This is a genomic window from Mesorhizobium sp. B2-7-3 (genome assembly GCF_006440715.1).
In the GTDB taxonomy this organism is placed as follows: Bacteria; Pseudomonadota; Alphaproteobacteria; order Rhizobiales; family Rhizobiaceae; genus Mesorhizobium; species Mesorhizobium australicum.
The window spans coordinates 76,615-92,119 of the sequence record NZ_VFTY01000009.1; the positions used below are offsets into that span (position 1 = coordinate 76,615).

13 protein-coding genes are annotated in these 15,505 nt (G+C 66.4%); 9 read left to right on the forward strand and 4 right to left on the reverse strand.

Annotated features, from left to right (window positions below; translation table 11 throughout):
* Nucleotides 1–4: 4 nt before the first annotated feature.
* Nucleotides 5–1,225: a helix-turn-helix domain-containing protein gene (locus FJW04_RS20575; RefSeq protein WP_140716323.1), complete on the reverse strand. Its 1,221-nt coding sequence runs from the start codon at nt 1,223–1,225 to the stop codon at nt 5–7.
* Nucleotides 1,226–1,514: 289 nt separating this feature from the next.
* On the opposite strand from FJW04_RS20575, the gene FJW04_RS20580 reads away from it, so the two are divergent.
* Nucleotides 1,515–2,261, forward strand: a complete 747-nt coding sequence (locus FJW04_RS20580) for a thioredoxin family protein (RefSeq protein WP_140663351.1) — start codon at nt 1,515–1,517, stop codon at nt 2,259–2,261.
* Nucleotides 2,262–2,360: 99 nt separating this feature from the next.
* On the forward strand, nt 2,361–2,624 hold the full coding sequence (locus FJW04_RS20585) for a hypothetical protein (protein WP_140716325.1): 264 nt from the start codon (nt 2,361–2,363) through the stop codon (nt 2,622–2,624).
* A gap of 42 nt (nt 2,625–2,666) precedes the next feature.
* On the opposite strand, the gene FJW04_RS20590 is transcribed toward FJW04_RS20585, so the two are convergent.
* Together FJW04_RS20590 and FJW04_RS20600 are read right to left on the reverse strand one after the other, a co-directional pair.
* Nucleotides 2,667–3,665 (reverse strand): bestrophin family ion channel, encoded by a 999-nt coding sequence (locus FJW04_RS20590; RefSeq protein WP_140716327.1) that lies wholly within the window; start codon nt 3,663–3,665, stop codon nt 2,667–2,669.
* Between the two features lie 482 nt (nt 3,666–4,147).
* The gene (locus tag FJW04_RS20600) at nt 4,148–5,521 is read right to left on the reverse strand and encodes an MFS transporter (RefSeq protein WP_181173009.1); all 1,374 of its coding nucleotides are present in this window, start codon (nt 5,519–5,521) and stop codon (nt 4,148–4,150) included.
* Nucleotides 5,522–5,637: 116 nt separating this feature from the next.
* Here FJW04_RS20600 and FJW04_RS20605 point away from each other — a divergent pair, with 116 nt between their 5' ends.
* Nucleotides 5,638–6,591, forward strand: a complete 954-nt coding sequence (locus FJW04_RS20605; protein ID WP_015316949.1) for a LysR substrate-binding domain-containing protein — start codon at nt 5,638–5,640, stop codon at nt 6,589–6,591.
* A 130-nt stretch (nt 6,592–6,721) separates the two neighbouring features.
* Here FJW04_RS20605 and FJW04_RS20610 read toward each other — a convergent pair whose 3' ends face one another.
* Nucleotides 6,722–7,339, reverse strand: coding sequence for a TetR/AcrR family transcriptional regulator (locus FJW04_RS20610; RefSeq protein WP_140716329.1), 618 nt, complete (start codon nt 7,337–7,339; stop codon nt 6,722–6,724).
* A gap of 252 nt (nt 7,340–7,591) precedes the next feature.
* Between FJW04_RS20610 and FJW04_RS20615 the strand changes: the two genes are divergently transcribed.
* The 6 genes from FJW04_RS20615 (at nt 7,592) to FJW04_RS20640 (ending at nt 15,430) form a co-directional block, all read left to right on the forward strand.
* Nucleotides 7,592–8,122, forward strand: coding sequence for a (2Fe-2S)-binding protein (locus FJW04_RS20615; protein ID WP_140716331.1), 531 nt, complete (start codon nt 7,592–7,594; stop codon nt 8,120–8,122).
* Nucleotides 8,119–9,177: a xanthine dehydrogenase family protein subunit M gene (locus FJW04_RS20620; protein WP_015316946.1), complete on the forward strand. Its 1,059-nt coding sequence runs from the start codon at nt 8,119–8,121 to the stop codon at nt 9,175–9,177. The genes FJW04_RS20615 and FJW04_RS20620 overlap by 4 nt, the downstream gene beginning before the upstream one ends.
* Nucleotides 9,167–11,425 carry a xanthine dehydrogenase family protein molybdopterin-binding subunit gene (locus FJW04_RS20625; RefSeq protein WP_140716333.1) on the forward strand — a complete coding sequence of 753 codons (2,259 nt, stop codon included), beginning with the start codon at nt 9,167–9,169 and terminating at the stop codon, nt 11,423–11,425. The genes FJW04_RS20620 and FJW04_RS20625 overlap by 11 nt, the downstream gene beginning before the upstream one ends.
* 230 nt (nt 11,426–11,655) lie before the next feature.
* A complete protein-coding gene (locus tag FJW04_RS20630) occupies nt 11,656–12,138 on the forward strand; it encodes a (2Fe-2S)-binding protein (protein WP_140716335.1) in 483 nt (160 codons plus the stop codon).
* Complete coding sequence (locus tag FJW04_RS20635; protein WP_140716337.1) at nt 12,135–13,118, forward strand: xanthine dehydrogenase family protein subunit M; 984 nt, start codon at nt 12,135–12,137, stop codon at nt 13,116–13,118. Before FJW04_RS20630 ends, FJW04_RS20635 begins: the two co-directional genes overlap by 4 nt.
* Nucleotides 13,115–15,430 (forward strand): xanthine dehydrogenase family protein molybdopterin-binding subunit, encoded by a 2,316-nt coding sequence (locus FJW04_RS20640; protein WP_140716339.1) that lies wholly within the window; start codon nt 13,115–13,117, stop codon nt 15,428–15,430. Before FJW04_RS20635 ends, FJW04_RS20640 begins: the two co-directional genes overlap by 4 nt.
* Nucleotides 15,431–15,505: the final 75 nt, after the last annotated feature.

Here is a 15,505-nt window from a genome sequence, read left to right on the forward strand (position 1 = left end):
CTTTCTAGCCATTGGGAAGCGGCGCGGGGAGTAACAAGGTGGTCGTGAAACCCGCCACTGGCGGCGTCATCCAGCGGCGCGCCCGGCCATGGCCGAAGGATTGTACCTTGCCGGCCTCGGCAAGCGGCTCAAGCGCCCGCTGCACGCTGCGCTGGCCGGTTCCAAGTGCCAGCGCCAGGGCCGAGCTCGACCAGGCCTCGCCGTCGGCCAGCAAGGCAAGCACGGCCGCGTGCCGTTCCTCGATCGGCCGCGCCAGCACCACCACTGCATGGGCCTGGCGCGGCACCAGCGTGAAGCCATGCCTGGTGGCGCTGATGCCGGCCAATGCGCGAAGCTCGGCACGCAGCCGCCCGATCTCGACGCGCAGGCGCGCGCGATGCGATTCATCGGCATGCTTGCCGCCGAAGGCCCGCGCCACGAGTTCCCCCCGCGAAACATCACCGGGCCATGCTTCGGCGAGCGTCCGCGCCAAGGCGAACAGCACAGGCCGGCTCGCCAGCGAAACCGTGGTCCGCCCAATGCGCACGGCGTAGCGGAAAGCATCGACGACCAGCGCCGGCGTTCCCTGCAATGCCTCGACCTCTTCGAGCAGCAGCGGCTGCTCCCTGCCCTGCGCGATCAGCCGCGCCGCGGGTGTCTCCAGTGCCAGCCACGCGCTGTCGACCTCCGCGATGAGGCCGGGAATGCCGGCCTTGCGAGCGGCATGGCGCGCCCACTCCAGCGCCGCACGCGCCGGCCTGGTCCGCAGGCGCCGCATGGCGATGCCGGCGACGGCGAGTTCGTGCGCGGCTCTTGCCGCCGGCGGCAGCGGCGCCGGGTCGAGCCCGGCGAGCACCTGCTCGGCCTCGTCGAGGCGGCCGATCAAGAGCAGGCGCCGTACCTTGAGGTGACCGGCATGCGCTGCGTTCAACCGGTCGCCATGCTTTTCCAGCGCCGTGCGGGCCGCGTCGAGCGCCTTGGCCGGCCAGCCCAAATCGCGCGAAACCAGCGCGATCTCGGCCTCGGCGACGACGCATCTGGCGCGCGCCACCGCCTCTTTCGGACTGAAGGCACGCGCGGCCCGCCGCAACAAGAGCTTGGCGCGATCGAAGTCGCCGAGCTGCGCCATGGCAATGCCGCGAAGCGCCAGCGCCGGCGCATCCTCGCGCAGGGCAACGCGGTCGAGCGCGCCGAGCGGATCGCCGGCCGCCAGCGCCAGCGCTGCCGCGGTGATCAGCGAGTCCATTCAAATCCCGTCACACTTGTAACTCCCACCTCGGCGCAGCGCCGCCTAACTTACGTCAGTACCGTCAACCAGCAAGACGTGCCGGCAATGACGGCAGCAAGGGAGAACCAGAAATGCCTGCCTCCACCGACCTCGACCTCGACGCGGCCAATGATACGGCCAAGCACGCCGCACGCCACCCCTGCTGCGCCGGGCCGGATCTTTCGGATTTCGCCGCGCCTGCGGCTCCCCCACACGCCCAGGCAACACCACATCGCAACGACGCCACGACTGGCAAAGGAGAAGACCAATGACCATGACCATGAACACCCCACCGATCGTCTCACAGCAGGATTGGAACGCCGCGCACGAAAAGATGCTGGTGAAGGAGAAGGCGACGATGCGCGCCAGGGACGCGCTGTCGGCCGAACGCCGGCGCATGCCGTGGACGGAAGTGGACAAGGCCTATGTCTTCGAGGGCCCTGACGGCAAGGTGAGCCTGCTCGACCTGTTCGAAGGCCGCCGCCAGCTCATCGTCTACCGCGCCTTCTTCGAGCCCGGCGTCTATGGCTGGCCCGATCATGCCTGCCGCGGCTGCTCGCTCGGCGCCGACCAGGTCGGCCACCTCGCCCATCTCAACGCCCGCGACACCACCCTCGCCTACGCCTCTCGCGCCCCGCAGGAAGACATCGAGCGGCTGAAGACACGGATGGGTTGGGAGATGCCCTGGTATACGATCACCGATAGCTTCGACAAGGACTTCGGCGTCGACGAATGGCACGGCCACAACGTGTTCATCCATGACGGGAACCGCATCTTCCGCACCTATTTCATCAACAACCGCGGCGACGAGGCTTTGGGCACCGTCTGGAGCTATCTCGACATCACGCCGCTCGGCCGCCAGGAGGTGTGGGAAGACTCGCCCGAAGGCTACCCGCAGACGCCACTCTACAGCTGGTGGAACTGGCACGACAATTACGATGCCGGAGCCGACAAGAAATGGGCCGAAGTGTCAGCTGCCGGCGAGGCCGCGTTCCGCGACAAGGGCAACCAGTAAGCTGGCGCAAGTCCGTCCAGCCTGGGTTCCTCTTCCCGCCTCCGGCAGGGCCGAGGACCCCAGGTCATGACGGGCCGCAACCATCAAGGGAATAAGATCATGAGCGATATCCCTTCCGGCATCGGCAGCGTGACCCCCGAAAATGTCGTCCCCCATGGCATAGCCGACTGGCTATGCCTCGCCGCGGCGCCGACCTTTGCGGTGATGGCGCTGCTTTCCCGTCTTCACGGCGGCGGCGGGACCATGCTGTGCATGGGCGCCTCGCCGCTGGCCGGCTCGATCCTGACCGGCATGCCGGCCATGTATCTGCTGATGAGCGCTTTCCATCTGGCGCCGTGGCTGAGGGTGATGTCCCGCCGCTAGGCGCTGAGAAGGCATGGCTCTGCCCGACTCCGGCGCCCGACCTCACGTCGCGATGTCATTGACCGGCAGCAATGGCTTGGGAAGATCGCTCTCGCCGAGCCCGGCGCGCATCTCGATCTCGATGTCGCGGCAGATTTGCGAGATCGGCACGTCGTTGGCGTTGCCCTCGAAAGGGTTGGCGCTGCTCTCGCCGACCTGGTCGAGGGACATGTAGGCCCAGCCCAGCAGCGTGCTGAACGGGATCGTCAGCCAGATGCCGATCGAGCCGAGCATGCCCCCCAGCTTGCCCATGTCGGCGAACACCGGAACCACGCCGAACGGCAGCAGCGTGCAGAAGATCATGACGAACATGGAACTGACGATGGCGTATTGCCGGGGATAGGGATTGTTCTTGATGCGGTCGCAGCGCGCCTGCTGGTCGTGGAAGTCGCGGATCAGCTTCGTCAGTTCGCCATGGATCTGCGGCGGGACCTTGGCGTCCTTGAACAGTGCATTGACCTGGACGGACTGCAATTCGAGCAGGGCTATCGCCGGACGAGGCGATTTCAGGACATCCGCGGTCTGGTCGCCCAGCAGCGGGCGTAATTCGTCGGCGATCGAACCCTTGTCCTCCTGAATGTGGTAACGCCGTCGGTATTCGATATTGGCGGCCTTCCCCATGGATTCCCACGGCATCGGCCGCCGCAGCGCGTATCGCAGCGCCGTCATCCAGGCGATATGGCGGTAGATGAGCTGCCTGGCCGTCGGCGCATCGAGGAAATCCCGACAGAAATTCGACCATACGCGGCTGCTGGCCGTGATCTGCGTGAAGGCCTGCAGCGCCTCACTGCTGCGGGTGAACACCTGCGAGTTCTTGAAGCCGGCGACCAGCGACACCGTGGTGCCGAGCACCAGCACCACCGACCATGGCACGGAGAACCCGGCAATGCCCGGAAAGCGGTAGGCAGCCACGGCCAGCCCACTCACCACCACCATGTAGAGGACGCTGCGCCGTGACCACAGTGCGAAATCGATCACCTTGTAGGAACGGCCTACATACATTGAAATGCCCCTCAATCACGAACGGGCGGCAATCGGACCACCGGTAGCCTGACGCCTATCATATCGTTTGCACAGGGCGAAGAGCCGTCGACCGCGATGTGCGCAGGACGCCGCCATGGGCACGGGATCTCGCCCGCGCCCGTGATCGTTCCCCCTATCTCAATTGCACTTCGGCTTGGCGAGTTGCAGGCGTCCGCCAGTTCCGCCCGGCGAGTGGTTGTGGAAGACCGTCTTGAAGGATTCCAGCAGCACCGGACTGCACCGTCGGCAAGGCCTGGACTCCGATCGACGCCGGCGTGGGTTCACCAATAAGCGCCTTCATCATGGCAAGCGCCTCGGCGACGCCCTTGTCATCGGGACGCCACGAGCCGGTAGCCTTTGGCGATCTCGATTGCCGAGCGCAGGCCGAGATCGACCGTGGTGATCGGAATGTCGATGCCTTGCGCGCGCATCGAGGACAGCGTGTCGAGCGCCAGCTGGTCTCATCCCATCGTCTCGTAGCGGGCGCGGCTCATGCTGACCAGGCAGGCGATGGCCGCGCAGATGCCGGCCAGGACCAGCGCGAGGCTGGGTGCGCCTGTCAGCGGCACGGTCGCGAAAATGATCGACATCGAAATGGCGCCAAGCGTTTGTCCCAACAGCCGTGCCGTGCCCTGCATGGCTCCCGCCGCACCGCTGCGCGCCTTGGGTGCGGAGAGAAGCAGGATGCGATTGTTCGGCGTCTGGAAAAGACCAAAACCCGTGCCCGCGACGACGGTTCCGACCAGGAAGGCAATCGCCCTTGGACCGGGCGGTGTCAGGCCCGCGATCAAAAGGCCGATCGCCAGCAACCCGCCGCCGGCGGCGCACAGCCACGCTGTCTTGAAACGATCGGCCAGCCGCCCCGAAATCGGAGCGATGATGATCGTCGCGATGGGCCATGGCATCATGTAGAGGCCCGCCTGGACCGGGCTCATGTGCAAGGTGTGCTGCAGGTAGAATGGCAGCGCGACGTAGCTGAGCATTTGCCCGGTGAAGCACGAGATCGAAGCGATGACGGCTACCCGGAAGGCTGGATCGGCCAAGAGGTCGGTCGGCACGATCGGGGCGGCACTCCTGCGTTCGAGAGACAACAAGATGACGAGGCACAGGACGGAACAACCGATCAGGATCGACCCGCTGACCGGCGCACCGGCGATGCGGTCGGCGCCCGTGAAGAACAGGATGAACATCAGTGTGTTGGCCAGCAATGCCACGAGGTTGAGGTGACGCTTCACGCCATCCAGATGCGCAAGCAACCCGCCAGACAACAGGACGATGATGCCGATCGGGATGTTGACGGCGAACAGCCACGGCCAGCTGGAAACGGAGAGGATCGCGCCGGCGACACCAGGGCCGGCGGCCGCGGAAATCGCAATCGTCATCGCGTTGAAGCCGATCACTGTTCCGAGCAGCCGCTGCGGCACCGAAACGCGCAGGTTCATCGGCCCGGTCGCCATGATGGCGCCCGCCCCCAGCCCCTGGATGGACCGGGCAGCCACAAGAACAGGCAGGCTGCCGGCGAAGGCACAGGCCGCCGAAGCCACCGTGAACAGCGCGACACCTAGAAGAAAGACACGCCGGGGGCCGTGGATCTCGCCCAGCGCGCCGCAAGGCAAAAGAGCCACAAGGACCGCAAGCTGGTAGCTCGACACCACCCACACGGTGCTGCTGGCACTGGCATTGAGCGAGGCCGCGATGGATGGCAGCGCGACATTGGCGATGGCGCCGTCCAGCACGACGAGCACCAGCGTCATCAGCAGGACGGCGATGGCCAGGTAGCGGCGTGGCGACGGCAGGCCGTCATGGGCGGGATTGATCGTTGCGGCTATGGACATCGGAGGCTCCGCTTCGTTGGTGTCGCCGCATCGATACCGCTCACCCCATGATTGCACCAGGCGCAACGGAGTAAATTGACCGTTGCGTCAAACGCCTCATCTCGTTAGGCTCTCTCATGCTCGATCTCGACCTGAACCTTCTGGTGGCGCTTGACGCCTTGCTGCGGGAGCGCAGCGTCTCGGGCGCCGCCAAGAAACTTGGCCTCAGCACGTCCGCGATGAGCCGCACACTGTCGAGATTGCGGTTGGCGCTGAGCGATCCCATCCTGGTTTCGGCGGGACGCGCCATGGTGGCGACGCCTCATGCCGAAGCGATTGCCGAACAGGTGCACACGCTGACGTCGGCGGTCCGGTCCGTGCTCAGCCCCTCGCCGGAGATCGACATCAGCCAGGTGCGGCGCGATTTCACCATCCGGGCCAATGAAGCCTTCGTGCTGCTCTACGCCGCGCGTCTCCATGCCCTTGTCACCAGTGCCGCGCCCGGCATAAGGCTGCGCTTCGCGCCCCGACCGGACAAGCGCATCGAACTGCTGAGAGAAGCCACGATCGACCTCGATATTGGCGTGCTTTCGGGTGATGGTGCCGAATTGCGCGGTCAGGCGTTGTTCGAGGACCGTTTTGTCGGCGTGGCGAGAACCGGGCATCCGCTTCTGGAGACCGAAATAACTGCTGAGCGTTACGCCGCGTGCCGGCACGTGGTCTCATCCCGGCGAGGCCATTTCATCGAACCGATCGATGAAGCACTCGCCGAACTTAACCTTTCGCGAAAGGTCGATCTGGTGGTGCCGAGCTATCCGGCGGTCGTCGCGGTCGCGGCCGCATCCGATCTCGTTGGACTGGTGCCGCGCTCGTACCATCTGGGTGCGACAGGCCGTACCCAGATGTTTGATCTGCCGGTGGCAAGCCCAGGCTTCACCATCACCCAGGCATGGCACCCCCGCATGGATGCCGATCCCGTGCATCGCTGGCTGCGATCGTTGATCTTCAAGGAGTTTCCGGGCGCGGTTCGCCGGCTCGAGCAGCCGGCGACGGCAGGGAGTCTGGTGGCGGATCGACGGCGGACCGACTGATCCTGTTTCCGGACCGGAGCAGTCGCCGAGCTGCCATGCCGGAGCCAAATTCAGCCGCCCCCAAACACGATCGCACGATCAGCGTTTGTCATCGCTCGCCCTCATGCCGGGGCAAGCGGCGTTCGCCCTCTCATCCAGCCTTCCTCGCCCCGAACCGCAACCCGTCCATCAGGAGCTTGACCAGGCGGCGCGAGCGGTCGCGCCATTCGGGCGTGTCGGGCGCCGAGTAGATGCCGCCGAGCGCATGCAGCACGTCGGAGGCATCGACATCGCCGCGGATGGTGCCGTCGGCCACCGCCGCCTCGACCAGTTGCCGCAGCGCCTGCGACACCCGTCCCGACGTGTCGGAAAACAGCGTCGAATTGGTGGTGAACAGGATGCGCAGGCTGGTCGCCAGGCCGCGCTTGGTGGCGATGTAGTCGACGAAGCGGCGCATCCATTCTTCCAGCGCCACATCGGAGGGATATCTTGCAGCGAGCTCGCCGGCCGCCGCGCACAACCCCTCCGCTTCGCGGCGGTAGACCACCTCGACCAAGTGCTCGCGTGTCGGAAAATGCCGGTAGAGCGTGCCGATGCCGACGCCGGCGCGCCGAGCGATCTCCTCCAGCGAGCCGTCGATGCCGCGCTCGGCAAAGACCGCAGCCGCCACCTCGACCAGCCGGTCGCGATTGCGCCGTGCATCGGCACGCAACGGCTTGTCGGCGGCGGCGGTTTTTTGGTCAGCGGTTGTGACGGGCGCAAAAGCCAATTTTTTTCTCCACCAGGGATATGGGGGCTTGAACCACGCCTGGCCAGCCCCCACGTAAATAAACGGAGGCACCTCCGCTTTTAGTGGAGAACCCTCATCATATAATCAGGGGAACCGGTATGTCACGTCTTTCCAAGCCGCAACCCGCCACTTTCCCAACCCGCGGGAGATTGGCCGTTGCCTGACCTTGCCCTTCCCCGCCCCTACCCCAATTCATTCCCCTCAGCGTCAAGCAACTGGAGCCAGACGCCCATGACCAGCCTTCCCATCTCGCTTACCGTCAACGGACATCGACACGAACTGAAGGTCGACCCACGCGTCACCTTGCTTGACCTGCTGCGCGAGCGGCTTGAGCTCACCGGCACGAAGAAGGGCTGCGACCGCGGCCAGTGTGGCGCCTGCACGGTGCTGGTCGACGGCAAGCGCATAAACTCCTGCCTGGCGCTGGCGGTCAGCCATGACGGCGCCGAAGTGCTGACCATCGAAGGTATCGCTCACGGTGAAGAACTGCACCCTGTGCAGGCCGCCTTCATCGCCCATGACGGTTTCCAGTGCGGTTTCTGCACGCCCGGCCAGATCATGAGCACGCTCGGCCTGATCGCCGAAGGACAGGCTGGCGACGATCCCGAGCGCATCCGCGAGGGGCTGAGCGGCAACATCTGCCGCTGCGCGGCCTATGGCGGCATCGTCGAGGCCGTCCTGGAAGCCCAAAAAAACATGGAAGCCCAGAAAAACATGGCCGACACCGCCACCACCGAGGCACGCAGGAGGACCGCGGCGTGAGAGACTTCGATTTCATCAGGCCGGCCACCGTCTCCGACGCCATAGCGGCGGCGGCCGAACCGGGTTCGGCCTATCTCGCCGGCGGCACCAATCTGCTCGATCTGATGAAGGGCGGCATCACCAGCCCCGAACGGATCGTCGACATTACCCGCCTGCCGGAACTCAATCGCATCGAAACGCTCGATGATGGCGGCCTGCGCATCGGCGCGCTGGTCCGCAATGCCGATCTCGCACATGATCCGGCCTTCGCCAGAGCCTATCCGGCGGTGGCCGAAGCGCTGCTTTCGGGCGCCTCTGCGCAGCTTCGCAACGCCGCCACTGTCGGCGGCAATCTGTTGCAGCGCACGCGGTGCAGTTACTTCTACGACACCGCCAGCGCCTGCAACAGGCGCGAACCCGGTTCCGGCTGCTCGGCGCTTGGCGGCGAGAACCGCCTGCATGCGGTGCTTGGCTGGAGCGATGCCTGCATCGCCACCCATCCCTCCGATTTCTGTGTGCCGCTGGTGGCGCTGGACGCCGTCGTCGAGATCGAGGGCAAGGGAGGCCGGCGCCACGTGACCTTGGAGGAATTCCACCGGCTTCCAGGCGACACGCCGCAGCGCGAAACCGTGCTGCAGCCAGGCGACCTGATCGTTGCGGTGCGCCTGCCGGCGGAAGCAGCGTCCTTCGCCGCCCACGCCCGCTACCTGAAGCTACGCGAACGCACCTCCTATGCCTTCGCCGTCGTTTCGGCTGCCGCGGCCCTGACCGTTGCCGACGGCAAGATCCGCGCCGCGCGGCTGGCGCTCGGCGGTGTCGCGGCCAAGCCATGGCGGGCGCGCTCGGCGGAAGCGGTGCTGCTCGGCGCCGATGCCAATGAAGCGAGCTTCGTTCGGGCCGCGGATGCGGCTCTGGTCGACGCCAGCCCCTCCGGCGACAATGCGTTCAAGATCGAGCTTGCCCGCCGCATTGTCGTCAGGGCGCTGATGTCCGCACAGGCGGGAACGCCCGCTCTGATGCCCGCTTTGCCTGCTTCCCCTTTTTCCTCCCTTCCCGGAGTGCGTCATGACGCTTGAACTCGGCCTCAACCAACAGCCTGCCCATACGCGCCAGGGCTCCAGCATCGGCCAGCCGCTGACGCGTCGCGACGGATTTTTGAAAGTCACCGGGGCCGCGCGCTTTGCCGCCGATAACAATCCGCCCGGCATGCTCTATGCCGTGCTTGCCGTCTCCAGCATCGCACGCGGCCGGGTTGTCTCGCTGGATGTCGAGGCGGCCAAGGCGCATGCGGGCGTGGTCGAGGTGATGACGCCACTGAACCGGCCGGCGCTCGCCGTCGATCCGGATGCCAAGGACCATCCCTTCATGTTCCGGCTCGACCTGCTGCAGAACGATGGGGTTCGCTACCCCAACCAGAGCATTGCCGTGGTGATCGCGCAGACGCTGGAAGCGGCGACCGAAGGGGCGGCACTGTTGTCGCCTCGCTATGAGGAGTTGCCGGCGCGCGTTGGTCTGGACGGCGCCAAAAGCTTCGTGCCGCGCGGCGTTGGCGTCGGCAATCCGGCTGTGCAGGAGAAGGGCGATGTCGAGGCCGGCCTCAAATCGGCAAGGACGCGGATCGAGGCGACCTACGAGACGCCGGCCCAGTACCACAACGCCATGGAGCCCCACGCGATCGTCGCTGCCTGGGATGGCGACCGGCTGTCGATCGACACGCCGAGCCAGGGCCTGGCCATGGCGCAGGGCCGCATCGCCGGCCTGTTCGGCATCGCGCCGCAAAACGTCCATATCCGCAGCCCTTTCCTGGGCGGCGGCTTCGGCTCCAAGGGCATGATTTCCGGACCGCAAGTGCTCGGCATCCTGGCGGCGCGTCTCGTCGGCCGCCCGGTCAAGCTGGTGCTCCGGCGCGAGCAGATGTACGGCCCGGTCGGTCACCGCGCCCCGACCCGCCAGACATTGCGCATGGGCATGGATGGCGAAGGGCTGCTGACCGCGATCTCCCATCACGCCAGGACCACGTCGAGCACGTTCGACGATTTCTTCGAACCGGCGGCGGACGCCTCGCACACGCTCTATGCCAGTCCGGCCATCGCCACCTCGCACGATGCCGTGCGGCTCGACACCGGCACGCCGCTGTTCATGCGGGCGCCAGGCGAGGCCACCGGATCGATCGCGCTTGAGAGCGCCATCGACGAGGCGGCCCATGCCTGCGGCATGGACCCGCTGGAATTCCGGCTCAGGAATTACGCCGAGGTCGAACCGATGACCGGCAAGCCGTTCTCCTCCAAGGCGCTGCGCGAATGTTACGAACAGGCCGCCGAGGCGTTCGGCTGGGCGAGTCGCCCGCTGCAGCCGCGGCGGATGCGCGACGCCGACGGTTTCCTCACCGGCTGGGGCATGGGCACGGCGACGTTCCCGGCACTCATGTTCCAGGCGGAGGCACGCGCGGTGCTGAGGGCCGACGGCACCGGCTTGATGGAGACCGGCGCCCAGGACATGGGCCAAGGCGCCTGGACGGCTTTTGCCCAGATTGCAGCAGACGGGCTGGGGCTCGACATCGACCAGGTCGATTTCAGGGCCGGCAGTTCCGACCTGCCCAATGCGGGTATCGCCGGCGGTTCGGGTCACACGGCGACGGCCGGCATGGCCATCCACAATGCGGGTGCGGCCGTCATCGCCAACCTTGCCGATCTCGCCACCGGCGACGAAGCCTCGCCGCTGTTCGGCGCCGGCAATGAAGGCGTTGTTGCACGCGGCGGACGCCTTTACCGGCGCGATGACGAAAGCCGCGGCGAAAGCTATGTCGAGATCCTCGTCCGCGCGGGCCTGACCGAAATCGAGGGCCGGGGCAAAGGCGCTCCGGACCCGGCCTCCCAGGAGACTTACGCCAAGCACGCGCATGGGGCCGTCTTCGCCGAGGTGAAGGTCGACCCGGATCTCGGCCAGATCCGCGTCACCCGGCTGGTCGGCGCATTCGCCGCCGGACGGGTCATCAATCCGCGGCTGGTGCGCAGCCAGTATTATGGCGGGATGATCTGGGGCGTTTCCTTCGCGCTGCATGAGGAAGCCGTCACCGACCGGCGTTCCGGCCGCATCCAGAATGCCAACCTGGCGGACTATCATGTCCCGGTGAATGCCGACGTGCCCTCGGTCGAGGCGCTGCTGGTTCACGAGGACGACCCTTACGTGAACGCCCTCGGTATCAAGGGCGTTGGCGAAATCGGCATCACCGGGACTGCCGGCGCCGTCGCCAATGCGGTCTGGCACGCGACCGGCGTGCGCCCGCGGCGCTTTCCGATCCGGATCGAGGACCTGATGGGATGACGAGCGGTCCGCCTGAAACGACAGGCCTGCGCCAGAGCATGATGCCGAAAAGTGGGAACCGGTTTTCGGACGACATCATGCTCTATCTATTTTGATTTAGAGGCGGATTCAGATTTCAGGTCGATTCGACCTGAAATCATCCGGCTCTAGGGCAGGCAAGCAGTCGGTTGGACCGCCCTGCCCCATTCCAATTCATTCCCCCAGCGTCAAGCAACTGGAGCCAGACGCCCATGACGAGCAAGACCACAATTCCCGTCCATCTCGATATCAACGGCCAGCATCACACGCTGGAACTCGAGCCGCGTGTCACGCTGCTCGACGCCTTACGTGACAGGCTCGGCCTGACCGGCACCAAGAAGGGCTGCGACCACGGCCAGTGCGGCGCCTGCACCGTGCATGTCGACGGCGAGCGCGTGCTGGCCTGCCTGACGCTGGCCGTGCAAGCCGAGGGCCGCGCCATCACCACCATAGAGGGACTTGCACGGGAGGGCGAACTGCATCCCGTGCAGGCTGCCTTCCTCGAACAGGACGCCTTCCAGTGCGGCTATTGCACGCCAGGCCAGATCATGTCGGCGGTGGCCTGCATCCGCGAGGGCCACGCCGGATCGGACGAGGAAATCCGCGAATACATGGCCGGCAATCTCTGCCGCTGCGGCGCCTATCCGCACATTGTCGCCGCCGTGCGCCAGGCAGCGCTGGAGGCCGCGTCATGAGGGACTTTTCCTATTTTCGCGCCACCTCGGCTGACGCCGCCCGCCAGGCGGCCACGCTCCCCGGCGCCATGCTTCTGGCAGGCGGCACCACGCTGATCGACCTCGCCAAATGCGGTGTCGCCGAGCCCGACACGCTGGTCGATATCACCCATCTCGAGGGGTTCGACCAGATCGAGATCGACGAGCGCGGCGCCGTCATCGGCGCGCTCGCCAGGATGGGCCATGTCGCCGACCATGACGACATCAAGAGCCGCTTCCCCGCCATCTCCGAAGCGCTCTGGCAGGCAGCCTTGGCGCAGATCCGCAACATGGCGACGATCGGCGGCAATCTGATGCAGCGCACGCGCTGCCCCTATTTCCGCGATCCCTCGAACTTTGCCGCCTGCAACAAGCGCGAACCAGGCAGCGGCTGTTCGGCGATCGGCGGCGTTACCAGGGGCCATGCCGTGCTTGGCACCAGCGAGGCTTGCATCGCCATGTATCCCGGCGACCTCGCCACCGCGCTCGTCGCCTTCGACGCAACGGTCCATCTCGGCGAACGGCGCGTGCCGGTGGAGGACTTTTTCCTGCTGCCAGGCACGACGCCCGACAGGGAACACGCGATCGGACCGGGCGAGATGATCACCGCCATCGAAATCCCTTCTTCCGCCGTCGCCAGCCGTTCGACCTATCTGAAGATCCGCGACCGGCAGTCCTATGAGTTCGCCGCGGCCAGTGCCGCTGTCGGGCTCGAACTGGAGGCCGACGGGCGCACCATCCGCGACCTGCGCGTGGCGCTCGGTGGCGTCGCGACCAAACCCTGGCGGGCGCGAGCCGTGGAAGCCGCGCTGAAAGGCAAGGTGCTGGAGCCGGACGCTGTTCGCACGGCCAGCCTGCTCGCCGTCGAAGGCGCCGTCGACCACGGCGCCAACCGCTACAAGATCGAACTCGCGCCGCGCGTCGTCGCACGCGCCATCCTCAAATTGGGAGAAGCGGCATGACTGTTCACATCGCAAGCACTGTTTACGTCGGAAGACATGGCGACGCGTCCGACGGCGCGCAGGTGGAGGCCGTCGGCGGCCGGCTGTCGCGCGTCGACGGCCCGGCCAAGATCACGGGTGCGGCGAAATACGCCGTCGAGCAGCAGCTCGAAGGGCTCGCCTATGCCGTGCTGGTCGAAAGCACCATCGCATCCGGCAAGGTGCGCGCCATCCAGACGGCGGAGGCCGAGACTGCGCCGGGCGTCCTCAAGGTGTTGACACCAGACACGATCATCAGCCTGAAAACCGCCTCGGACTGGTTCGGCACGCCACCGCCGGACAAACCCTATTGTCCGCTGGCGCACGACGTCACCTTCTCGGGCCAGCACGTCGCCGCCGTCATCGCCGAGACCTTCGAGCAGGCCGTGGCCGCCGCGACGATGGTCAAGGTCAGCTATGATGAGGCTTCGGCCATCCTCGACCTCAGCGACGGCAAGGCCGGCGACGGCATCCCGGTCGACGCCATGACCAAGGAATGGGGCGACGCGGCCGCCGCCTTCGCCTCCGCCCCGGTGCGCATCTGCGCCGCTTACAACACACCGCGCGAATACCAGGCGCCGATGGAACCGCATGGCCTGATCGCTCGCTGGGAGGGTGACCATCTCACCGTGTGGGAGCCGAGCCAATGGCTGGACGGCATGGCGCGCACCTATGCCGAATGGTTCGGCGTGCCGTTCGAGAATGTGCGGCTGGTGTCGCCCTATGTCGGCGGCGGCTTCGGCTCCAAGGCGCTGGCGCTCAGCCATGGCGCGATCGCCGCAAGTGCCGCGAAAATGCTCGGCCGGCCGGTGCGGCTGGTCATGACGCGGCCGCAGACCTTCACCGGCTATGGCGGCCGCGCCGCGACGCGGCAGACGGTGACGATCGGCGCCGACCATGACGGAAGAATCCAGTCGATCGTGCATCGCGGCGTCAACGAAACCTCCATCGACGGCATGTGGGTCGAGCCGCTGGGCTCGGTCACCTCGATCATGTACGCGACGCCGAACTTCTCCTCGAAACTGAATGTCGTGCGGGTGAATTCGGTTGTGCCGGGCGCTATGCGCGCACCGGGTGAAAACCCGTCGGCCTTCGGCATCGAAAGCGCCATCGACGAGCTCGCCTACGAGGTCGGCATCGATCCGCTGGAAATCCGGCTGCGCAACTACGCCGAACAGGATCCGCACGCGAAAAAAGCCTGGTCGACCAGGCAGTTGCGCGAGGCTTTCGCAGCGGGTGCCGAACGCTTCGGCTGGGCCAGGCGCACGCCTGAGCCACGCTCGATGCGCGACGGCAACCATCTGGTCGGCTGGGGCGTGGCCGCCGGCACCTATCCGGTGCGGCGCGCCTATGGCGAGGCGATCGTGCGCATCCTGGCCGACGGCTCGGTCGAGGTCGAAAGCTCCTCCATCGACATGGGCCAGGGCACCTACACCATCCTGGCGCAGACGGCCGCCGAAACGGTCGGCGTTGCGGCCGACGACGTGGTGGTGAAGCTCGGCGATTCGCGCTTCCCCCGCGCCGGCGTCGCCGGCGGCTCGCGGCTGGCCGGCGTGATGACGGGCGCCGTCCACAAGGCCGCGACCTCGGCACTCGACCAACTGGTCGGCCTGGCGATCAGCGATCCGCGCTCGCCCTTCCATGCGCTGCAGGCCAACACGCTGGTCGTCGTCAATGGCCGCATCACCGCACCGCGGGGCGACGGCCCCGACGTCTCGATCGCCGAACTGCTCAAAAGCGTCGGCCGCGACCGCATCGAGGCGACGGGCGACACCATGCCGGCCAATTCGAGCGTCGAGGATCGCTACAAGAACTACACCACCATCGCCATGGCGCTGCCACACACGGAGGGTGACTATTCGCGCCATTCCTGGTGCGCGCATTTCGTCGAGGTGCGCGTCGACGAGGATTTCGGCACGGTGCGTGTGTCGCGCGTCGTGTCGGCGCTGGATTCGGGCCGCCTCTACAATCCGAAACTCGCCGAGAGCCAGTGGAAGGGCGGCATCATCATGGGCATCGGCCAGGCGCTGCTCGAAGAAGGCATCGTCGATCGCCGCCACGGCCGCATCGTCAACAACAACCTCGCCGACTATCTCATCCCCACCAATGCCGACATCCCCGACATCGAGGTGATCTCGGTGGGGATTCCCGACCCGCACTCCTCGGTGCTCGGCGGCAAGGGCGTCGGCGAGCTGGCGATCGTCGGCATGGCGCCGGCCATTGCCAACGCGGTGTTCCATGCCACAGGCAAGCGCGTGCGGGATCTGCCGATCACGCTGGAGAAGCTGATCTGACGGAGAGGCTGCCAATCTTCCCCCTCGTGGGGGAGATTGGATGTCGCGGCGGTTCCGCCAATTTTCAACATTGAA